The sequence below is a fragment of the Sphingomonas sp. Leaf4 genome, from assembly GCF_920939515.1.
Lineage (GTDB): Bacteria > Pseudomonadota > Alphaproteobacteria > Sphingomonadales > Sphingomonadaceae > Sphingomonas.
Genome location: NZ_CAKLBB010000012.1, coordinates 24,979 through 46,994 on the forward strand (window position 1 = coordinate 24,979; position 22,016 = coordinate 46,994).

The 22,016-nt window shown below is 67.0% G+C and carries 18 protein-coding genes; 12 read left to right on the top strand and 6 right to left on the bottom strand.

All coding sequences use genetic code 11. The features are described 5' to 3' along the window. Window positions 1–4: 4 nt before the first annotated feature. The 3 genes from LRA89_RS16775 (at window position 5) to LRA89_RS16785 (ending at window position 6,665) form a co-directional block, all read left to right on the top strand. Window positions 5–3,001: a glycoside hydrolase family 35 protein gene (locus LRA89_RS16775; protein ID WP_230772079.1), complete on the top strand. Its 2,997-nt coding sequence runs from the start codon at window positions 5–7 to the stop codon at window positions 2,999–3,001. Window positions 3,002–3,192: 191 nt separating this feature from the next. Then, window positions 3,193–4,305, top strand: coding sequence for a beta-galactosidase BglB (gene bglB / locus LRA89_RS16780; RefSeq protein ID WP_230772081.1), 1,113 nt, complete (start codon window positions 3,193–3,195; stop codon window positions 4,303–4,305). Beyond that, the gene (locus LRA89_RS16785) at window positions 4,305–6,665 is read left to right on the top strand and encodes a glycosyl hydrolase 115 family protein (RefSeq protein WP_230772084.1); all 2,361 of its coding nucleotides are present in this window, start codon (window positions 4,305–4,307) and stop codon (window positions 6,663–6,665) included. Before bglB ends, LRA89_RS16785 begins: the two co-directional genes overlap by 1 nt. Window positions 6,666–6,715: 50 nt before the next feature. On the opposite strand, the gene LRA89_RS16790 is transcribed toward LRA89_RS16785, so the two are convergent. Further along, complete coding sequence (locus LRA89_RS16790; RefSeq protein WP_443025001.1) at window positions 6,716–8,047, bottom strand: oligogalacturonate lyase family protein; 1,332 nt, start codon at window positions 8,045–8,047, stop codon at window positions 6,716–6,718. 112 nt (window positions 8,048–8,159) lie between these two features. On the opposite strand from LRA89_RS16790, the gene LRA89_RS16795 reads away from it, so the two are divergent. Beyond that, entirely contained in the window at window positions 8,160–9,734 is a 1,575-nt protein-coding gene (locus tag LRA89_RS16795) for an MFS transporter (RefSeq protein ID WP_230772085.1), read from the top strand. Continuing rightward, window positions 9,731–10,684 (top strand): family 43 glycosylhydrolase, encoded by a 954-nt coding sequence (locus tag LRA89_RS16800; RefSeq protein ID WP_230772087.1) that lies wholly within the window; start codon window positions 9,731–9,733, stop codon window positions 10,682–10,684. Before LRA89_RS16795 ends, LRA89_RS16800 begins: the two co-directional genes overlap by 4 nt. A gap of 1 nt (window position 10,685) precedes the next feature. On the opposite strand, the gene rhaT is transcribed toward LRA89_RS16800, so the two are convergent. The 5 genes from rhaT to rhmD all read right to left on the bottom strand — a co-directional run bounded on the left by rhaT (window position 10,686) and on the right by rhmD (window position 15,563). Beyond that, window positions 10,686–11,744, bottom strand: coding sequence for an L-rhamnose/proton symporter RhaT (rhaT, locus tag LRA89_RS16805; RefSeq protein ID WP_230772089.1), 1,059 nt, complete (start codon window positions 11,742–11,744; stop codon window positions 10,686–10,688). Next, window positions 11,741–12,640, bottom strand: coding sequence for an amidohydrolase family protein (locus tag LRA89_RS16810; RefSeq protein ID WP_230772091.1), 900 nt, complete (start codon window positions 12,638–12,640; stop codon window positions 11,741–11,743). Before LRA89_RS16810 ends, rhaT begins: the two co-directional genes overlap by 4 nt. Window positions 12,641–12,758: 118 nt before the next feature. Continuing rightward, window positions 12,759–13,511, bottom strand: a complete 753-nt coding sequence (locus LRA89_RS16815; RefSeq protein WP_230772093.1) for an SDR family NAD(P)-dependent oxidoreductase — start codon at window positions 13,509–13,511, stop codon at window positions 12,759–12,761. Beyond that, entirely contained in the window at window positions 13,508–14,362 is an 855-nt protein-coding gene (locus LRA89_RS16820; RefSeq protein WP_230772095.1) for a fumarylacetoacetate hydrolase family protein, read from the bottom strand. The genes LRA89_RS16815 and LRA89_RS16820 overlap by 4 nt, the downstream gene beginning before the upstream one ends. A gap of 10 nt (window positions 14,363–14,372) precedes the next feature. Beyond that, window positions 14,373–15,563 carry an L-rhamnonate dehydratase gene (gene rhmD, locus LRA89_RS16825; protein ID WP_230772097.1) on the bottom strand — a complete coding sequence of 397 codons (1,191 nt, stop codon included), beginning with the start codon at window positions 15,561–15,563 and terminating at the stop codon, window positions 14,373–14,375. A gap of 194 nt (window positions 15,564–15,757) precedes the next feature. Here rhmD and LRA89_RS16830 point away from each other — a divergent pair, with 194 nt between their 5' ends. Genes LRA89_RS16830 through LRA89_RS16860 form a run of 7 tightly spaced genes read left to right on the top strand, consistent with a single transcriptional unit; the run spans window position 15,758 to window position 21,858 of the window. Next, window positions 15,758–16,612 carry an IclR family transcriptional regulator gene (locus LRA89_RS16830; protein ID WP_230772099.1) on the top strand — a complete coding sequence of 285 codons (855 nt, stop codon included), beginning with the start codon at window positions 15,758–15,760 and terminating at the stop codon, window positions 16,610–16,612. A gap of 13 nt (window positions 16,613–16,625) precedes the next feature. Then, window positions 16,626–17,390 carry an SDR family NAD(P)-dependent oxidoreductase gene (locus tag LRA89_RS16835; RefSeq protein WP_230772102.1) on the top strand — a complete coding sequence of 255 codons (765 nt, stop codon included), beginning with the start codon at window positions 16,626–16,628 and terminating at the stop codon, window positions 17,388–17,390. Beyond that, window positions 17,387–18,166, top strand: a complete 780-nt coding sequence (locus LRA89_RS16840; RefSeq protein ID WP_230772104.1) for a rhamnogalacturonan acetylesterase — start codon at window positions 17,387–17,389, stop codon at window positions 18,164–18,166. Before LRA89_RS16835 ends, LRA89_RS16840 begins: the two co-directional genes overlap by 4 nt. Further along, entirely contained in the window at window positions 18,157–19,107 is a 951-nt protein-coding gene (locus tag LRA89_RS16845) for an alpha/beta hydrolase (RefSeq protein ID WP_230772106.1), read from the top strand. The genes LRA89_RS16840 and LRA89_RS16845 overlap by 10 nt, the downstream gene beginning before the upstream one ends. Next, window positions 19,104–19,859, top strand: a complete 756-nt coding sequence (locus tag LRA89_RS16850) for a (Fe-S)-binding protein (RefSeq protein ID WP_230772108.1) — start codon at window positions 19,104–19,106, stop codon at window positions 19,857–19,859. Before LRA89_RS16845 ends, LRA89_RS16850 begins: the two co-directional genes overlap by 4 nt. Further along, window positions 19,856–21,250 (top strand): lactate utilization protein B, encoded by a 1,395-nt coding sequence (locus LRA89_RS16855; protein ID WP_230772111.1) that lies wholly within the window; start codon window positions 19,856–19,858, stop codon window positions 21,248–21,250. The genes LRA89_RS16850 and LRA89_RS16855 overlap by 4 nt, the downstream gene beginning before the upstream one ends. Then, complete coding sequence (locus LRA89_RS16860; RefSeq protein WP_230772113.1) at window positions 21,247–21,858, top strand: LutC/YkgG family protein; 612 nt, start codon at window positions 21,247–21,249, stop codon at window positions 21,856–21,858. The genes LRA89_RS16855 and LRA89_RS16860 overlap by 4 nt, the downstream gene beginning before the upstream one ends. Window positions 21,859–22,016: the final 158 nt, after the last annotated feature.

Genomic DNA, 22,016 nt, shown 5'->3' on the forward strand with positions numbered 1-22,016 from the left:
GTCGATGTTGCGCCATTTCCTGCTCGCCGCGTCCGCGCTGGCCGCGATACCCGCCGCCGCGCAGACCGCGAAGCCGACCGCCAATTTCGGCGCGCCGGCCAAGCAGTTCGGTCGCGTATCCTATGACGCACGCTCGCTAATGATCGACGGCAAGCGGCTGACGATCTGGTCGGCCGAGGTCCATGCGTTCCGCCTGCCCTCCCCCGATCTGTGGCGCGACGTGTTGCAGAAGATGAAGGCCAGCGGGTTCAACACCGTCGCCTTCTATTTCGACTGGGGCTTCCACAGCCCGAAGCGTGGGCAGTACGACTTCAACGGCATTCGCGACATCGACCGGCTACTCACCATCGCCGCCGAGGAAGGGCTGTACGTCATCACTCGCGCCGGGCCGTATGTGAATGCCGAACTGACGCGCGGCGGCTTTCCGGGATGGTTGCAGAACCAGCGCGCCCGCGCGCGGACCGACGATCCCGACTATCTCGCCGCCGCCGACGAATGGCTGTCGCAGATCAACCCGATCATCGCCCGCCACCAGATCAACGGCGGCCCCAAGGGTGAAAAGGGCGGCACCGTCATCCTGCACCAGATCGAGAACGAACTGGCGCTGACCACCCCGGCGCAGGGGCGGTATATGGACCATCTGTACGCCAAGGCGCGCGCCGATGGCATCACCGTTCCGCTGTTCCACAACGATCAGGGGCGCAACGGATATTGGGTGCCACGCGGATCGAACGTGGCGAAGACGGTCGAGGGATCGCCCGACCTGTATGCGTTCGATGGCTATCCCGGCGGCACCTGCACCGTGGGCGGCAAGACGACACGCGGATCGGCCGCGCCCGATTGGGGCTTTTATGGCCCGGGCGGCGCGCGTGGTGGCGCGTCGGCCAGTCCGAACACGCCCGGCTTCGCTGCCGAGTTCGGCGGCGGCTGGTTCGATTACTGGGGATCGAACGGCGGATACGAGTGCAACGCGATCCAGCGTGGCAAGCGGTTCCAGCGGGTGTTCTATGGCACCAACCTGGCGAACGGCATCGCGATCCAGAGCTTCTACATGGGCTTCGGCGGCACGAGCTGGGGCTGGCTACCCGCCCCCGTCGTCTTCACCAGCTATGATTATGGCGCGGCGTTCAGCGAGACGCGCGAAGTGCGCGAGAAGGCCGAGGAGCTGAAGGCGCTGGCCGGGCTGATCCGGTCGGTGCCCGATCTGGCGGGCATGGTCCCGGCGGGGCCGGTGACGATCTCGTCGCCCAATATCCAGGTCTATCATAACAAGTCGCCCGAAACCGATGCGCGTTTCCTGCTGGTGACGCATAATCCGTCCAACAAGGCGAGCGACGACCGGTTCACCATCACCGCCGACCTGCCCGACGGGCGCTATGCGTTTCCCGAGATGCGGCTAAACGGGTTCGATGCGAAGTGGCTGGTCGCCGGGGTCAATCTCGGCGGGCAGCGGCTGGTGTATGCCACGTCGGAATTGCAGAGCCATGTGGCGATCGATGGCGGCGACGTGGCGCTGCTGTACGGGCGGGCGCAGGAAACCGGGACGACCGTGCTGCGCTATACCAGCGCGCCGACCGTGCGGGTGATCGACGGTGACGTGCGGTCGTCGTTCGATGCGGCGAAGGGCGATCTGCGGCTCGACTATATCCATGGCACGCTGGCGCGGGTCGCGGTGTCGGGCGGCGGACGGCCGTCGCTGACGCTGCTGATCGGCGACGAGGGCGAGGCGGCGAAATTCTGGGAGCATGGCGACGTGCTGGTGCGCGGGCCGGCGCTGGTGCGATCGGTTCGGGCGACCGGGGCCACGCTGGCGCTGACCGGCGACACGCGCGAGGCGACGCCGCTGGAAGTCTGGGGGCCGAAGCGCGCGCGGGCGGTGACGTGGAACGGGCAGCGGGTGGCGACGACGGCGGGCACCGCCGGCAGCATCGTCGCGCGCGCGGCGCTGGCAGGTCCGGCGGGCGTGACGCTGCCGGTGCTGGCCGACTGGCGGATGGCGCCGGGCACACCCGAGGCCGAACCCGGTTTCGACGACGGCGCGTGGCAGGCGATCGACAGCCGTGCCTATGCCAGCATCACCGCGCGGCCCGACGGGCAGCCCAACATGCTGATGGACGCATACGGCTTTCACGAGGGCGACGTGTGGTATCGCGGGCGCTTCACCGGCACCGCCGATGCCGAGCGGCTGCGCATCTATTATGGCGCGGGTGGTTCGGGGCTAGCGCAGGTGTTTCTCGACGGCAAGCTGATCGGGCAGGACGAATTGCCCGGCGGGCTGCCGCGACCGGTCACGACCGGTGCGGCGACGATCGCGCTGCCGGCGCAGGCGCGGACGCCCGGCGAGCATGTCCTGTCGATCATGGTGCGCAACAACGGCCATAACTGGGACCTCGACGCCGACGATTTCCACAAGGAAGCCCGCGGGCTGGTGTCGGCATCGGTCGAAAAACAGGCGGGCGCATCGTTCGCGATCCCCATCGCGTGGAAGATCCAGGGGCGGCAGGGCGGCGAGGACATCGTCGATCCCGTACGCGGCGTGCCCAACAACGGCGGCCAATATGGCGAGCGGATGGGCTGGCACCTGCCGGGCTTCGACGATACGCGCTGGGTAAAGGCGACGTTACCGGCGAGTGCCGCCCCGGCGGGGACGAGCTGGTATCGCACGAGCTTCGACCTGAACGTACCCAAGGGACAGGATGCGACGATCGGCGTGTCGTTCGGCGATGCGTCGGTCCCGCGTTCGCCGGTCGACTACCGCGTGCTGATCTTCGTCAACGGATGGCATATGGGCCAGTTCATCGCCCATGTCGGGCCGCAGCGGACCTTCGTGATCCCCGAGGGCATCCTGAACCATCGCGGGCGCAACGTGCTGTCGCTCGCCGTCACCAGCGACGGGCAGCAGGGCAATGCCCTTGAAACGGTCAAGCTCGTGACGATGCGCAACGTGCGCGGCGGATTGCCGGTGCGGATGGTCGAGGCGCCGGCGGTATTGGCGAAGTGATGATGCCTTCGCCCTCCCCGTCACCCCGGACTTGTTCCGGGGTCCACTTCCCCGCTTGCGCTGGCGTTCCCGTCTCGGGCGGCACCGCCCGCCGCGCGGTGGACCCCGGAACAAGTCCGGGATGACGAATCCTGCGGGGTATCTGCTCCGCACCAAATATCCACGAACCAACCTTTTCTACCGGAGCAACCATGGCCGCGCTGACCCACGACATTCCCCGCCAACAGGTGAACGATGCCATCGCCCTGCTGATGGACAACCTCGTCAACATCAAGGACGAGACGGGCGAGTTCCTCCTCCACCTCGACGACGGACGGATCATCGACACCAAGGGCTGGGCCGGCTGGGAATGGACCCACGGCGTCGGCCTGTTCGGCATGTGGCGCTATTATGAGCAGACCGGCGACAAGGCCGCGCTGGCGATCATCAAGCAATGGTTCGAGGATCGCTTCGCCGAGGGCACGCCGACCAAGAACATCAACACCGTCGCGCCGTTCATCACGCTTGCGTATCTCTATGAGCACGAGCCCGATCCGCGCTACATCCCCTATCTGGATACGTGGGCCGAATGGCTGATGGCGCCGGACGGCCTGCCCAAGACCGAGGAGGGTGGGTTCCAGCACATCGTCTACAACGACGAGAACCCCGGCGAGATGTGGGATGACACGCTGATGATGAGCGTGTTGCCGCTCGCCAAGATCGGCCTGCTGCTGAACCGCCCGCAGTATGTCGAGGAGGCGAAACGCCAGTTCCTCGTCCATATCAAATATCTGTTCGACAAGAAGACCGGGCTGTGGTTCCACGGCTGGGACTTCAACGGGCGGCACAATTTCGCCGAGGCGCTGTGGGCGCGCGGCAATTGCTGGGTCACGATCGCGATCCCCGAGATCATCGAGATTCTCGATCTGCCGGTCGGCGATGCGTTCCGCACCTTCCTGATCGATACGCTGGCGGCGCAGGTGAAGACGCTAGCCGAGACGCAGGACGAGAGCGGCCTGTGGCATACGCTGATCGTCGATCCGACGAGCTATCTGGAAGCATCGGCCGCCGCCGGTTTCGCCTATGGCATCCTGAAGGCGGTGCGGAAGGGCTATCTGCCGCGCCATTACGAGGCGGTCGGCATCAAGGCGGTGCGCGGCGTGCTGGCCAATATCGACGACAAGGGCGAGTTGCGCCAAGTCAGCTTCGGCACCGCGATGGGCGATACCCAGCAATTCTACAAGGATATTGCGCTGACCTCGATGCCATACGGCCAGAGCCTTGCCGTGTGCGCGCTGGCCGAATTCCTGCGGACGTACATCTGATGCGCCGGGCGGCGATCATGGTGGCGGCCGGCGTGCTGCTGCCGGTCGCCGCCCCTGCCCGCGATCTGGTGGGCGAGACGCCGGGCGGCTTCGCACTGGCCGGAGCGCAGGTCGTGACCGATCCGGGTGACGCGGCGGTGGTGGGCATCGCCGCCGCCGATCTTCGCGGCGACCTCGTCAGCGTGCTGGGCACGCAGCCGGCGGCGGGCAAGCGGCAGATCTGGATCGGAACGCTGGGACACAATGCCGCGATCGACCGGCTGGCGGCCAAACGCCGGATCAATACGCGCGGGTTGACCGGCGCGTGGGAGCAGTTCCGCATCGCCACGGTCGACCGGCCGGCACCGGGGGTCGCGCAGGCGCTGGTGATAGTCGGCAGCGACCGGCGGGGCACGGCGTTCGGCGCCTATCACCTGTCGCGCGCGATCGGGGTCAGCCCGTGGAACTGGTGGGCGGACGTGACGCCGCGGCGGCGCACGGCGCTGTATGTCGCGAAGGGCACACATCGCTTCGCCGGGCCGTCGGTCAAATATCGCGGCATCTTCCTCAACGACGAGGATTGGGGACTGCACCCATGGGCTGCGACCAACTTCGAGCCCGAGGCAAAGGGGATCGGCCCCAAAACCTATGGCAAGCTGTTCGGGCTGCTGCTGCGGCTGAAGGCGAACATGCTGTGGCCGGCGATGCACAAGGTGACGCCGGCGTTCAACGCGAACCCGGCCAATGCCGCGCTGGCCGATCGCTATGCGATCGTCATGGGGTCGAGCCATGCCGAGCCGATGCTGCGCAACAACGTCGGCGAATGGACCGCGCCGGCGACGGACTTCGACTATGCACGCAACCCGGCCGGAGTCGCCGCCTATTGGCGCGAGCGGGTGGCGACCAACGGCGGCTATGAGAGTGCGTGGACGCTGGGGATGCGCGGCATCCACGACAGCGGGATCGTCGGTGCGACGACGATGGACGCAAAGCGCGCGCTGATGGCGCGCATCCTCACCGATCAGCGTGCGATGCTGAACGGGGTGAAGGGGCCACAGGTGTTCACGCCGTACAAGGAGGTGCTCGACATCTATCGCGCCGGGTTGGCCGTACCGGACGATGTGACGCTGATGTGGCCCGACGACAATTTCGCCTATATCCGCCGCCTGCCCCAGCCGTCCGAACGCGCGCGGCAGGGCGGGCATGGCATCTATTATCACCTGTCGTATCTGGGCGCGCCACTCAGCTATCTGTGGCTGTCGACCACCCCGCCCGCGCTGATCGGCGAGGAGATGGGGCGGGCCTATGATCTGGGCGCGCGCACGATGTGGATCGCCAATGTCGGCGACCTGAAACCCGCCGAGCTAGCGACCGACTATTTCCTGTCGCTCGGCTGGGACATCGGCGTACGGGCGCGTGCCGGCTTCGTGCGCGACTGGGCGGCGGAGATTGTCGCGCCCGGACTGGCCGATGTGATCGCGGCGGTGATGGACGAGCATCACCGGCTGAACTTCGCGCGGCGGCCCGAGCATCTGCAATGGTGGCTGCCGGGGCAGAAGGCGCGCGCGAGCGCGATGCCGCCGAACGAGGTGGCGGCAAGGCGGGCGGCGTTCGCCGCGCTGGTGGCGCGGGTCGACGCGATCGAGCTGCAGGTTCCGGCCGAACGGCGCGAGGCGTTCTTCCAACTGGTGCGCTATCCAGTCGAGGCGGCGGCGATGGCGAACGAGCGGGTGTTCGCCGGCGAAGCGCACGACCGGCTGCGCGACCGCGACCTGCCCGCCGCGCTGGCCGAGGCAACGCGGGCGCAGGCGGCCGACCGGCGGATCGCGGCGCTGACCGATCGGTACAACAGCGGCAAGTGGCGCGGGTTCATGGCGGTCGAGCCGGCGGACGGCCAGTGGCGATCCTATCGCACCATGCCGCCGGTGGTGCCGGCGCTGGGCGGGCCGCTGGTCCCCGCGCCTGCTGTGGCGGCATCGGGGGATGTGGTCATCGACCTGTCCGAGATGCGTGGTGCGTGGCGGCGGGTCGCCGGGCTGGGTCGCGGCGGGACGGTGTTCGCCTCGACGCCGGGCAAACGGGTGACGGGAAGGGTTTCGGTCGACCTGCCGGCGGGCGAGTGGATGTTGTCAGTGGAGTTGCTGCCGACCTACCCCGATGCCGATGGTGCGCCGCTGGAGGTCGAGGTTCGGATCGATGGGCGCGACGAGCGGCTTGTCGTCGAGCGGGCGACCGGGGATGCGGCGTGGGCGCAGGCGGTGCTCGACAACCGGATCGTGGTTGCGGTGCCGGGCAGCGTCGGCGGTGGACGACATTCGTTGACGTTGGCGGCGACAGGGGGCGGCGTGCTGGTCGATCGGGTGGTCGCCCGGCGGAAATAATGGTGGTGATTCTGGCGGGAGCGTTGTCGGTGCGACTGCCCCCCGCACCGCTATTTCTTCGCCACCTCGACCGCGTAGATGTGGGTGGCACCTTCGAAATTGCCGCGGAAGACGACCCATTTCGCGTCGGGGGTGAAGGTCATGTTGGGTTCGAGCCGATAGTCGTGCCTGCGCATGTCGACCAGTTTCTCGACCTCCAGCGTGCCGGGCACGATCAGGCGGTCGGCATCGGCGGCGTGGATGTCGGCGACGTCGGGGATTGCCCTAGGCGTGAAGAGGTAGAGATATTTGCCGTCGGGCGCGTGCGCGACCATTTCGGCGTCCCCACCGTCGCCCGAGAAGCGCCGGCCGCCGGGCATCTGGTTGTAATGGACCGACCACTGGTTGCGGTCGACCTTGTACCAGTGCCGCTTGCCCGAGGTCAGGTCATAGCCCGCCAGCCAGAACACCTCGCCGCGCGGGGTTTGCAGATCGTACCAGATCGTCTTGCCGTCGGTGGAAAAGAACTCGTGGCCAGCAATTTCCATGTTCATCGTGCGGCGATGAACGAGCGTCTTCCCCGAACCATCGGCGCGGATCGTCCAGATGCGGTCGACCTTGTGCCACGGCCCTTCATGGCAATACAGAATCTGTTGCGGGTCGGTCGGCGAGAACTGGATATGGTTCAGCCAGTCGGTCGAGGCGGTGACGACGCGGCGCTGCCCGGTGCGTAGATCGATGGTGAAGATTTCCATCGGGATGCGCGCTTCCAGCCGTTCGTTCAGCCGGCGCTCCTTGGCCTCGGCGAAGCTGTAGGGCGTGCCGTCGGCGCGCGTCGCTTGATAATCTGCCTCGCCCGGCCCCACGACGCGGCCGGGGGTGTGGCGGCGGTCCTGCCGGGTGCCGTCGGGGCGCAGGCCGCCTTCCCCCAGCGCGACCTGCCCCAGCAACAGCGTCTCGTCGGCATTGATCGAGCCGATCGAGCCGCCGGGCACGTTGGCGACCTTGCGCGTCCTGCCCGTGTCAATATCGACCGCATGGATGGTCGAGGGGCCGCTGGCGTCGTTGCGAAGCTGCGTGGCGTAATAGGCGGTGCGGGTGCGCCGCCCGGTGAACAACAGGGTGATGCCGGGGCCGGAGACGAGCGGCTTCATCTCCCATGTCGCAAGGTCGATCGTCGCGATCCCGCCGGGAACGCTCACGACCATGCGGTCGCCCTGCGGCGTATAGCTGTTCTGATGAAAATACAGGCTGGTGCTGTCGGGCACGCGGCTGATGCGGATCACGCGGTGGCCGGTCGTCGCATCGACCCATTCGGCCGCCGGCTTCGCCACCGCCGGCGCCATCGGCAGGCACGCCATCGCCAGCATCGCCGCGCCGGCGAACAAGGATCGCACCGCCATGTCACTCTCCATTCGCGCTTGTAGATGTTCCACATAGTATGATAGCGCTTCACATTATGAGCATGATGACGCCGGATGCGCAAGTCCGGGATGTGCATAGGAGAGTGCGCGCGTGATTTCCGCCCCCCCGGCCAAACGCCCCGTCCGGCTGATAAACTATCTCGCCTATGGATCGAACGACGTGCTCGGTGCGGGATCGATGGCGGTCATCTCGGGCTGGGTGCTGATCTTCTACACCCAGTTCTGCGGCCTGACCGCCGGACAGGCGGCGCTGATCTTCGCGGTCGCGCGCATCCTCGATGCGATCGCGTCGCCGGTCATCGGCTATGTCTCCGACCATTTCGGCACCACCGCGCTCGGCCGCCGGTTCGGGCGGCGGCGGTTCTTCATCCTCGCCGCGATCCCGCTGCTGCCCAGCTTTGCGCTGATGTGGCTGCCGGGGATGAGCTTCTGGTATTACCTCGTCAGCTATGTCGGCTTCGAGCTCGTCTATGCGATGGTCATCATCCCGTACGAGACGCTCGCGGCGGAAATGTCGACCGATTACAAGACCAAGGCGAAGTTCGCCGGCTTCCGCATCCTGTTCGGGCAGACGGCGGCGATCCTTGCCGGCTTCCTGCCGCTGTGGCTCATCAACTACCTTGGCCGCGACAGCGCCTCGACCTTCTTCTATATGGGGATCATCTTCGCCGTGCTGTTCATGGCGACGGCGGCATTCCTGTATCGCTTCAGTTGGGAGCGGCCGTTGCCTCTCGACGCGCTGCCCGGCGCACGCAAGGAGGGCGGCATCGGATCGGCGTTCAAGGCGCTGTACCGCAACCTGTTCTCGACGATGCGCATCCGCGCGTTCCGGCTGCACCTCGGCATGTATCTCGGCGGCTATATCAGCCAGGACATTTTCAACGCGGCCTTCACCTTCTTCGTGATCTTCGCGCTGGCCGGAACCACGGCGATGGCGTCGGGGCTGCTCGGCACCATGTATATCGTGCAGTTCGTCGCGGTGGTGATCGCGATCAACCTCGCGCTGCGCGCCTCGCCCGCCTTCGCTTACCGTCTGGCGGCGGTGACGTTCGGATTAGGCGTGATCGTGCTGCTGTCGCTGTGGGCAGGCGGCACGACCGCGACCAGCCCGCTGATCTATCTGGCGATCGGACTGGCGGGATTGGGGCGCGGCGCGCTCAACTATATCCCGTGGGCGACGTACAACTACATGGCCGACGTCGACGAGATCGTGACCGGACAGCGGCGTGAAGGCAGCTTCGCCGGGGTCATGACCTTCGTACGCAAATTCACGCAGGCGCTGGCGGTGGCGGGCGTCGGCCTCATCATCCAGGCCGGCGGTTTCGTGTCGGGCGCGCAGGTGCAGACCCCGCAGGCAATTCACACCATTGCCGTCCTGCTGGGTGTGGGAACGCTCGGCGTGCTGGTGCTGGGCATTATCGTCTCGCTACGCTTCAGGCTGACGCCGGCGACGCACGGTATCTTGATGGAAGAGATCGAACGGCTGCGCTCGGGCGATCCGACCCCGCCCGATCCGCTGCACAAGGCAGTGGTCGAGGATCTGTCGGGCTGGCGACACCATCAGCTATGGGGCAAAAATCGGGTCGCCAACCCTGACTATGTCGAACCGTTCGACCCTGATGTCGACGTGTGGGACGGCGTCGACGTGACGAAGCCTCCGCGATGATCTGGGCGGCGGTGCTGGCGCAGGCGGCGACGACTGCGCCGGTGCCGCTGTGGCGCGATCCAGTGCATGACGGCGCGGCGGATGCCTCCACGGTGCGCGATACGCGGACCGGCGAATGGGTGATGTTCTACACCAACCGTCGCGCCGATCTGCCGCTCGCGGACGAGAAGGACGTGTCGTGGGTGCATGGCACCGCGATCGGCATCGCCCGGTCGAAGGACGGAGTGCGCTGGCGCTACGGCGGCACGGCGGCGATCCCTGCCGCCTGCACCGGCGCCACGCTCTGGGCGCCCGAGGTCCAGCGGATCGGCGGGCGGTGGCATATGTGGCTGACCGTCGTGCCCGGCGTGTTCCGTGACTGGAACGCAGCCCGCTTCCTCGTCCATCTAACCAGCCGCGATCTCGAACGCTGGGAGTGTGGCGAGCGGCTCGATCTGGGATCGGACCGGGTGATCGACGCCAGCGTCGCGGTGCTGGGGCCGCGCCGCTACCGACTGTGGTTCAACGACGAGCGCGCGGGCAAGGCGATCAGATATGCCGACAGCCGCGACCTGAAGCGCTGGGTGGTGAAGGGCACCGTGACCGACACGCCGGGCGAAGGGCCGAAGGTGGTGCGCTGGCGTGGAAAATGGTGGCTGGTGAGCGATGCGTGGCGGGGGTTGCTGGTGCAATCCTCACGCGATGCGACGCACTGGACCCGGCAGCCGGGCTATCTTCTGGCCGGGACGGGTATGCGGCCGGCCGACCGGGCAAAAGGGCAGCATCCCGACATCGTCGTGGTCGGCGACCGGGCGTTCATCGTCTATTTCGTCCACCAGTCGGGCGAGGCGGAGGCGGCGCGCGACCCGCGTTGGCACCGGCGCAGCGTGCTCCAGATCGCCGAGTTGCGCGAGGACGGCGGGGTGTTGTCGGTGGATCGCGAGACGTCAGTGGTGCGGCCGTTGCGCTGACTCACCCCCCGATCATGTTGCCGTAGCCGATGACGATCGTCGCGAGGATCAGCAGGCCGACCCCGGCCCACACCAGCGCGCGGGTTTTGGGGGCAGCGTCCTTCCACTCGCGCAGCGCGAAGCCCCAGAGCGTGCCGAAGATGATGATCGACGCCATGTGCAGCGTCCAGCTCGAAAAGCCGTACCGCCCCATCTGGCTTTCGCCCATGGTGTAGAAGAAGAACTGGAAATACCAGGCGGTGCCGGCCAGCGCGCACAGTGCGAAGTTGAGCGCCATCGGCGCGCCCTTCGCCTCGCCCCGCCCCAGCCATTGCCCGGCGCTGCGGTTGCGCGCGATCAGGATCGTACACCACACCGCGTTGGTCAACAGGCCGCCGAACATGACGAGGCACAGCACCGGGAGGCCCGTCCACAAGGGGCCAGTGCCCGCCGCCGCCGACAATGCCTTGATCGGCTCGCCCGCCGCAAGACCGAAGGCGAAACAGGCCGACATGATCCCGGCGAAGATCGCGACGACGATCCCCTTGCGGAAATCGAATTCGGCGACGGCGGCGGCCTTCTGTTCGGGCGAGAGCGCTTGATCCTTCTTCGCCCCCGCCAGCGCGACCACGACGATGCCGGCGATCGTCAGCCCGAGCCCCAGCAGGATGATGTTGCCCGAGGGCGTGTCGAGCAGCTTGGCGGCGAACTCGCCGGTGAACAGCGGCGGGATCAGCGTGCCGAACACGGTGCACAGCCCCAGTACCACCGCCATGCCGAGCGACAGGCCGAGGTAACGCATCACCAGACCATAGCCGAGCCCGCCGAACCCCCACAGGATGCCGAAGAACACCGGCCACAACAATGTGCTGGTCGGGGTGGCAGCAAATACGCCGAGCAGGTCGTTGGTCTGGATCGATGCGAAGAACCACGGCGCCAGCACCCATGAGAAGATGCCGCCGGTCAGCCAGTATATTTCCCACGACCAGCGTTTCACCCCGCGATAGGGCACGTAGAAACTGGCCGAGGCGAAGCCGCCCAGCCAGTGATAGAGCACGCCGGTCAACGGGTTGGGAGTCATAGCGTCAGGCCCAGTCGATAGAGGCGGTTGGCATTGCCGGCGAACAGCGCGTGGCGTTCGGCGTCGCTGAAATCGGCGGTGATCTTGTCGTACGCACCGAGCGTGGCGGCGAAGCTGCCGAAAAGCCTGTCGGTCGGGAAGTCGCTGGCGACCATCGCCCGATCGGTGCCGAACCGGTCGATCGCGGTGAGGACGAGGCCCCTCGCCTGCTCAAGCGTCCATGACCGGTGGGTGAAGCCGATGCCCGACAGCTTGATCGCGACGTGCGGCAAGGCGGCAAGCGCGGTCAGGCCGGCGCGCCATTCGGCTTCCTCGCCGGGCACGCACATGCCCATGTGGTTGACCATTACCGGCGTTTCGGGATGGCGCTCGATCAGCCGCGCCAGACCGGCGAACTGGCCGGGATAGGCTTGCAGGTCGAAGCTGAGGCCATGCGCCGCCAGCCGGGCATAGCCCGCCGCCCATGCGTCGTCGCGCGTCACATCGCGCGGCGTGTAGGTGCGGCGCGGATCGGCGTGCCAGTTGACGATGTGGCGGATGCCGCGGACGTTGGCATGCGCGGCGTGGGCGGCCAGCAACGTGTCGACCTGCGGGTCGGACAGATCGGCGAAGGCGACGATCGCATTCGGCATGCCGCTTGTATCAGCCATCGACTGGAGCCAGCGGGTTTCCGCCAGCGCGGCGGCCGCTTCCGCCCCGGCATCGACATGCACGATGCCGCGCACGTCCCATGCACCCGCATCTGCGCGGTAATCGTCGAGGAGATAGGTGCGCGCGATCGGTTCGACCGAGCCGTTGGGACCGTCGTCCGGGAACGGCGGCGTCAGCCACGGATAGCGGAGATGATCGAGGTCCCACAGATGGACATGGGCATCGATGAAGGGCAGCCCGGCCATGGCGTTCGCTCTCCTTTGCATCCCGTACCCCCGCGCAGGCGGGGGTCCAGGGTAACGATCGCCAGCCGTTGTTCGGCTTGGCGCTGGACCCCCGCCTGCGCGGGGGTACGGTCGGTCGTCAGAACGTCGTCCGGCCGCCCGAGGTGTCGAAGGTCGAGGCGGTGGTGAAGCTGCATTCCTCGCTGGCCATGAAACAGACCATCGCCGCGCTTTCGTCGACTTCGCCCAGCCGCCCCATCGGGATTTTCGAGCGCATGTAATCGACCTGGCTCTGCGGCAATTGCGCGAGGATCGGGCTTTCGAACGTCGCCGGGGTCAGCGCGTTGGCGATGACGCCCTTGCCCGCCAGTTCCTTGCCAAGCGACTTGGTGAGGCCGATCACCCCCGCCTTGGTCGCCGAATAGGCGCTGGCGTTGGGATTGCCTTCCTTGCCCGCCACCGAGGCGACGTTGACGATCCGGCCATAGCCGCCCGCCAGCATCAGCGGCACGACCGCGCGGTTGCAATAGAACAGCCCGTTCAGATTGACGTTGACGACGTGCAGCCAGCTATCGATCGGAAATTCATGCAACGGGACGGTCGCTCCGGTTATACCGGCCGAACAGACGAGCACGTCGATCCGGCCGCCGAGCGCGGCATGACTGTCAGTCGCGGCCCGCGCGACCGCGGCGGCGTCCGAAATGTCGAGCGCCACGACATGCGTCGCGCCGACATCCTCCTTCGCCTCCGCCAGCGCGGCTTCGTTCAGGTCCCACAGCGCGACCTGTCCACCCTCCGCGACGATGCGCCTGGCGGTCGCCCGGCCGAGGCCGGAGGCTCCGCCGGTGACGACGGCGGTGCGGCCGGCGAAGCGCCCTTCATAGATGGTCATCCGAGCACCGCGTCGCCAAGGTTGCGCCATTCGACGACCTGCTGGTTCTGTTCGCCAAGCCCTGCGATGCCGAGCTTCATCGTGTCGCCCGCCTTCAGATAGATGGCGTTCGGCTTCTTGCCCTCACCCACACCCGGCGGCGTGCCGGTAATCATCAGGTCGCCCGGATACAGCGTGATATATTCGCTGACGTAGGCAATCAGTTCGGCGACGTCGAAGATCATCGTCTTCGTGTTGCCGGTCTGCATCCGCTCACCGTTCACGTCGAGGAACATGGCGAGGTCCTGATGGTCGCCGACCTCGTCGGGCGTCACCAGCCACGGGCCGACCGGGCAAAAGGTGTCGTGGCCCTTGCCCTTCGACCACTGGCTGCCGCGCTGCTTCTGGTTGAAGCGTTCCGACACGTCGTTGGCGATGGCGAAGCCGGCGACGTGTGAGAGCGCATCTTCCTTCGACACGTAGCGCGCGGTCTTGCCGATCACGACCGCCAGCTCGACTTCCCAGTCGGTGTGGGTCGAATCGCGCGGGATCATCACTTCGTCGTTCGGGCCGGTCAACGACGACAGCGCCTTCATGAACATCATCGGTTCGGCCGGCACCGGCAGGTTCGATTCGGCAGCATGATCGGCATAGTTCAGCCCGATCGCGACGATCTTGCCGATGCCCTTCACCGGCACGCCGTAGCGCGGCGTTCCGTCGACGACGGGCAGGCTGTCGATGTCGACGTCCAGCCCGGCGATGGCATCGACGGTGATGTCGGACACCACGCCCGACAGGTCGCGGATGTTGCCGTCGTTATCGACGACGCCAGGCTTCTCGTTACCCTGGGTTCCGTAGCGGCAGAATTTCATGGGCTGTCTCTCAGTGCTCGAAGGGGCGGTGCATCGGCAGGTCGCGGTTCAGTTCGACCCCGAAGCCGGGCGCGTCGAGCTTGCTGGTCCGCATCCGGCCGTTTTCGGGGATGGGTTCGCCGATCAACTGCGGGTGGAACATCGGCTGCACATGGTCGGCTTCCGGCGCCATCATCAGATATTCGGCGAACGGCGAATTATGCCGCGTGACGACGAAATGATAGCTGTAGACCGACGATCCATGCGGCACGACCAGCTTGCCGCGCGCATCGGCCAGCGCGCTGATCTTGAGCAGTTCGGTCACGCCGCCGCACCAGCCCACATCGGGCTGGATGATGTCGCAACAGTCCATCTCCAGCAGCATGCGGAAGCCCCAGCGGGTCGCCTCATGCTCGCCGGTCGTCACCAGCATTCCCTTGGGCGCATTGCGCTTCAACTCGGCATAGCCCCAGTAATCGTCGGGGCTGATCGCCTCCTCGATCCACTTCAGGCCGTGTTCGTGCGCGGCATGGGCGAGGCGGGTGGCATAGTCGACGTCGAGCGCCATCCAGCAATCCCACATCAGCCAGAAGTCCGGGCCGACGCGCGCGCGCATCTCGGCCAGTTCGGCGATATTCTTCTTGAGCCCCTCGACGCCCTCGGCGGGGCCGTGGTGCAGCGGCATCTTGCCGCCGATGAAGCCCATTTCCTTGGCCAAATCGGGCCGCGCGCCGGTCGCGTAGAATTGCAGCTCGTCGCGCACCGCGCCGCCCAGCATCTGGTATACCGGCTCGTCGCGCAGCTTGCCGAGCAGGTCCCACAGCGCGAGGTCGACGCCGGAAATGGCGTTCACCACCAGTCCCTTGCGCCCGTAATATTGCGTCGAGAAGTACATCTGGTCCCAGATCTTCTCATATTCGGTCGGGCTGCGCCCTTCGAGGAAGCGGGCGAGATGCTTTTCCACGATGAAGCAGGCGGGTTCGCCGCCGGTCGTGACCGCGAAGCCGATCGTGCCGTCCTCCGCCTCGATCTCGACGATCAGCGTGCCGAGCACGTTGATGCCGAAGCTCTGCCGCGACTGGCGATATTCGGGGTAGCGGCTCATCGGCGTCGCGATGTGATCGTCGATCCAGTGATAGCCCTGCTGGTCGTGATAATCCGCACCGCCGCCACGCACGGTGAACGCGCGGACGTGTTTGATCCTGGGAAGCGCCGCCTTCATTGCCACACCTTATCCTTGGGCGCGCGCACTTGCCCGCCGCCGACTGAACTGGAAAACCACACGCCAAGCCGTACCATCATGTGGTACGATGTCAGCATATGGTCGAATAGTTGGAACCCTTTTTGCGGCAAGTGCCGCGAAACATCCGCTCCGGCTGGTTTACTTTCTCACTTTATGGGATAGGATGCTACTAGATGAGACAGAACCCGTCAAACGAAGAATCGCCGTCCGACGCCGCCGTTCCGCTGGAAACGGGGACCAGGCCGGAGAACAAGACGCAAGGCAGCCAGACGCTGGTGCGCGGGCTCGACCTGCTCGATCAGGTGATCGACGGGCCGGTGAAGCTGGCCGAACTGTCGCAGCGCATGGGGCTGACGCGCTCGACGACGCACCGCCTTGCCAATGCGTTGATCGACCGGGGTTTCCTCACCTTCCTGCCGCGCGAGGGCTATCTGTTGGGGCCGAAGCTGTTGCAGCTCGGTTTTCTGGCACAGGGACAGGCCGACATCGTGCAGATCGCCCGGCCGCGGATCGAGGAACTGGCCGCGCAGAGCGAGGATACCGTCCATTTCGGGCGGCTGGACGATAATCTGGCGCTGTATCTCGACAAGATACCGGGGCGGCGGCGCGTCGACATCTCCAGCCGGATCGGCGATCGCCAGCCGTTGACCTCGACCGGTCTGGGCAAGGCGCTGCTGCTCGACGACGACGAGGCGCACTGGACCCGGGTGTTCGAGGCGGAACATCCGCCAGGCACGCGCCGCCCAGACTTCGCGGTGTGGCTGGAACGGATGCGCGGCTATGTCGCCAGCGGCCATGCCTATGACTTGGAAGAAAACGAGGATCTAATCCGCTGCGTCGCCGCCCCCGTGCGCGATGCGTCGGGGCGGATCGCCGGCGCGATCAGCGTGTCGAGCGCCGCGCAATATATGGACGATGCCCGCATGGCGACGCTGAGCGTCGAGGTGCGCGGCACCGCCGAGCGGATCAGCCGCGATCTCGGCTGGTCCCCCGAAACCCAAGCGTTGCAGAAGCGACGCCGGAAATGATGTGGAGAGCGTGATGAAGCTGTTGGAAGGCAAGACAGTATTGGTGACGGGCGCGTCGACCGGCATCGGTCGCGCGGCGGCGATCGGCGCGGCGCAAGCTGGCGCGAACGTCGTCATCAACTATCACAGCCGCGATGCCGACGCCGATGCCTGTATCGCCGCGATCGAGGCTACGGGTCAGCGCGGCCTCGCGATCAAGGGCGACGTGGCCGAGGCCGCGACCGCGACCGATTTCGTCGCGAAGGCGGTGGCCGAGTTCGGTCGGGTCGACGTGATGGTATCGAACGCGGGCATCTGCCCGTTCCACAGCTTCCTCGAAATGCCCGCGGAAACGCTGGAGCGGACGCTGCGCGTCAACCTGCACGGCGCCTATTACATGTGCCAGGCGGCAGCGCGGGCGATGGTCGAGCAGGGCGAAGGCGGCGCGATCGTCGCCGTCTCGTCGATCTCGGCGCTGGTCGGCGGCGAATATCAGACGCATTATACCCCGACCAAGGCGGGGGTCCATTCGCTGATGCAGTCGACCGCCATTGCGCTGGGCCGGCACGGCATCCGCTGCAATTCGGTGCTGCCGGGCACGATCCTGACCGAGATCAACAAGGACGACCTCGCCGACGAGGGCAAGCGCAAGTATATGGAAAGCCGCGTGCCGCTCGGCCGGCTGGGAAGACCTGAGGACATGGTCGGGCCGATTGTGTTCCTCGCCTCCGACATGGCAGCCTATGTCACTGGTGCTGCGCTGCTGGTCGACGGCGGCATGTTCGTGAACCTCCAGTGAGGCCGCTCGCACTCGCCCTCGCGCTGCTGGCCGCCGCGCCGGCCACCGCCGAGACGATCTTCATCGCCGGGGATTCGACCGCGCAAACCTACAAGCAGGATCGCTATCCGCAGACCGGCTGGGGGCAGATGCTGCCGTGCGGCCTCACCGGCGACGTGAAGGTCGAAAACCGGGCGATGGGTGGTCGTTCGACCAAGAGCTTCATCGCCGAGGGGCGGTGGGACAAGATCATGGCCGATATGAAAGCGGGCGACGTGGTGCTGATCCAGTTCGGCCACAACGACGCCAGCCAGAACAAGCCCGAACGCTATGCTCCGGCGGCGACGCTGTATCGCGACAACCTGCTGCGGATGGTGTGGGAGACGAAGGGGCGCGGCGCGACGCCGATCCTCATCACCCCGGTCACGCGGCGCTCGTTCGGGCCGGACGGCCGGACCAAGGCGGACTTCGCCCCATGGTCTGCGGTGGTGCGCGACATCGCGGCGACAACGGGGACGCAGTTGATCGACCTCGAAGCGTCGTCGCGCGGCTGGGTCGACGGCAAGGGGATCGAGCCGTCCAAGGCGCTGTTCCTCCATTATCCGGCGGGACGCTGGCCAGGGTTCAAGGACGGCATCGCCGACGACACCCATTTCAGCGAACTGGGCGCACGCGGCATCGCCGAGCTGATCGCCGCCGATCTGGCGCGTACCGGGCTGCCGGTGGCGGCGAAGGTGGCAAAGGATCGCCCCGACCTGACGCGGACGACGCCGCTGGGAAGCACGGCATGTCGGTGATCCTCGCACGGCGGACGCTGCTGGGCGGTACGGTGGCGCTGGGGCTTGCCGCCGCGCTGCCGGCGCAGGCTCCTGCCCCCCTGACCTATCGTCCGATCTGGCCGGGCAAGGCACCCGGCGGCGAGAAAGTGACCGAGGTCGAGCAGGAAATCCCGCGCTCGCCGACCGGTCCGAAGGACGACACCGCCTTCCTCCATGTCACCACGCCGACGATGGCGCATGTCGCCCCGGCCAAACCCAATGGCGCGGCGATCCTGTTGATCCCCGGCGGCGGCTATCTGCGCGTCGCGATCGGCAATGGCGGCCGGGCGTTGCTGCAATTCTTCGCCGATCAGGGCTATCACGCCTATCTGCTCAAATATCGCCTGCCGGGCGATCCTTGGGCGGCGGGACCCGATGCGCCGTTGCAGGACGCGCAGCGCGGGCTGCGGATCGTCAAGGCCGAGGCGAAGGCCAATGGCGTCGCGATCGACCGGATCGGGGTGATGGGCTTTTCCGCCGGCGGGCATCTGGCGGCGATGCTGGCGTATCGCGGCGACGAGACGTACCGCGCGGTCGATGCCGCCGATGCCCAGCCGCTGGGCGTTCGCGCGGCGGGGCTGCTCTATCCGGTCGCGCTGATGGGGGTGCCGGGCACCCACCGGGGATCGCAGGACCAGTTGCTGGGCAAGGACCCCGCGCCCGACGTCGCGCTGCGTTACCGCACCGACGCGCGGATCACGACGGCGAGTCCGCCGACGTTCATCGCCCATGCGATCGATGACCGGGTCGTGTCGGTCGACAACGGCCTCGCGCTGCTCGCCGCGCTGCGCCGGGCGAAGGTGCCGGCCGAAGCCTATCTGCCCGAAATCGGTGGCCATGGCTTTGGCGTCACGATCGACGGACAACCGGCCCCGTGGACACGGTTGTTCTTCGCCTGGGCGAAGCGGCACGGACTGTGACCCGACCGACCGTCGCCCTGTTCGTCACCTGTCTGGTCGATGCGATGCGGCCATCGATCGGCTTCGCCAGCATCAAGGTGCTGGAAGAAGCCGGGTTCGACGTGATCGTACCGCAGGGGCAGACCTGTTGCGGGCAGCCGGCGTTCAATTCGGGCGACCGGGCAGGCGCGGTGGAAATCGCCAGGGCGACGATCGCCACGCTCGAACCGTACGACACGATCGTGGTGCCGAGCGGATCGTGCGGCGGCACGATCAAGGCCCATTATCCCGAATTGTTCGCCGACGATCCGGCATGGTTGGCGCGGGCGGAAGCAGTGTCGGCCAAAACGCATGAAATCCTGTCGTTCCTCGACGCACAGGGCTGGCGGCCCGCCGGCGTCGCGCTTGCGACGAGCGCGGCCTATCACGACAGTTGTTCCGGCTTGCGCGAACTGGGCGTCAAACGTCAGCCGCGCGCCCTGCTCGGCGCGGTCGCCGGGCTGGAGCAGGTGACGCTGAAAGGCGCGGAAACCTGCTGCGGGTTCGGCGGCACTTTCTGCGTGAAATATCCCGCCATCTCGAACGCGGTGGTCGAGGAAAAAGCACAGGCGATCGAGGACAGCGGCGCGGCGCTGCTGCTGGCGGGCGATCTCGGCTGCCTGATGAACATGGCGGGCAAGCTGCACCGGCGCGGCAGCGGGGTGCGCGCGTTCCACACCGTCGAGGTGCTGGCGGGCATGGGCGATGGCCCGGCGATCGGGGAAACGCGATGAGCTTTGGACAACGGGTCGAGCTGGCGCTGGCCGATCCGATCCTGAAGATCGCGGTCGAACGCACCGCCGGCACCGCCGAGGCCAAGCGCGCGGCGGCGGTGGCAGCGTTTCCGGCGTTCGAGGATGCGCGGGCGCGGGCGGCGGCGATCAAGGATCACACGATCGCCAACCTCGGCCATTATCTGGAACAGTTCGAGGCGAATGCGATTGCGGCGGGCGCGCAGGTCCATTGGGCGCAGACCGCCGACGAGGCCGCCAAGATCGTCATCGATCTGTGCCGCAAGGCGGGGGCGAAATCGGTCGCGCGCTCGAAATCGATGCTGGGCGAGGAGATCGGCCTGCCCCACGCGCTGGCGGAGGCGGGAATCGAGCGGATCGAAACCGATCTGGCCGAACACATCATCCAGTTGGCGGGCGAGCGGCCGTCGCACATCGTCTGGCCGGCGATGCACAAGACCCGCGAACAGGTGTCCGAGCTGTTCCGCGCGAAGCACGCCGATCCGCATGTCGAGGAAAGCATCGCCGCGATGGCGGAGAGCGCCAGGCGGCATTTGCGCGTCGGCATGCTCGGGGCCGATGTCGGCATCTCGGGCGCCAATTTCCTGATCGCCGATACGGGAAGCATCTGCACCGTCACCAACGAAGGCAATGCCGAACTGTCGATCGTGCCGCCGCGCGTCCATATCGTGACGGCGGGGATCGAGAAACTGGTGCCGGCGATGCCGCATGCGATCCATATGCTACGGATGCTGGCGCGATCGGCGACCGGCGCGGCGCTGACCCAATATACGACCTTCTATACCGGGCCGAAACGCGCCGGCGACCGCGACGGACCGGCGGAAATGCACATCGTGCTGGTCGACAACGGCCGCAGCGCGATGCGCGACGATGCGGCGCTGAAAGACATGCTGCGCTGCATACGTTGCGGGGCGTGCATGAACCACTGCGTCGTGTTCCGGCAGGTCGGCGGCCATGCCTATGGCGGCACCTATCCCGGGCCGATGGGCGCGGTGCTGACCCCGGCGCTCGACGGGCTGTCGGCCAACCGCGATCTGGCGCACGCCTGCACGATGAACGGACGGTGTCAGGAGGTATGCCCGGTCAACATCCCCCTCCCCACCCTGTTGCGCGGCTGGCGCGAGAAGAGCTGGCGCGAGGGGCTGGAGCCGGTGACGATGCGGCAGGGGCTGGGCTGGTGGCGACGGCTGGTGCTGCGGCCCAGGCTCTACCGGCTGGCGAGCGCGGCGGCGGTGCAGTCGATGCGGTTGCTGGCGAAGCGCGGCTGGATCGCCAAATTGCCGCTGGCCGGGGCATGGACCGCGCACCGCGACATGCCGGCACCGGAAGGCGGCACGTTCATGGCGCAATATGCCAGGGGCAAGCGGCGATGAGCGCGCGCGACGCGATCCTCGACAAGCTGCGCCGCGCGGTGCCGGCGGACCTCGCCGAACAGGCGGCAGCGCTGGTGCGCGGCAACGAGCGGCCACCCGAACCGGCGGGCACGCTCGCCGAACGATTCGCCGGCCGGCTGGCGGCACCGAGCGTGTCGGCGACGATCGAGCGGATCGGGGCGTTGGACGCGCTGCCGGCGGCGGTCGGGCGCTATCTGGGCGAGGCCGGCCTCGCGCCGGCGCTCTACCTGCCGCCCGATCCGGCGGTGCTCGGGCTCGACTGGTCGGGCTTCGCGATCACCGATGCCGCGCTGCCCGATCAGCCGGCGGCGCTGGCGGTGGCGAAGGCGGGCGCTGCCGAAAGCGGGTCGCTGGTGTTCGAAACCGCGCCCGATGCACCGATGCTGCCCAACTTCCTGACGCTGCACCACATCGTCGTGCTGGCGGCCGACACGCTGGTCGACCGGCTGGAGGATATTCCCGCCGATCTGGCCGGGCACCGCGCGCATTACTGGGTGACGGGCGTGTCGGGGACGACCGATATTGAAGGGCAATATGTCCGCGGCGCGCATGGGCCACGGTTCCTGCATGTCGTGCTGGTCGGATAGTCGACGGCAGGGGTGCGGCCCGACGACGCCGGATAGCATTACGATCGGCTGAAAACCGCCAATATCGTTGCACCGCCGCATATTTTGTTCTGCGGTCGGAACGAGCGTCATCACGCATACGTATTGCGCGTGACAAGCGTTTCGCAATCGATACTGTC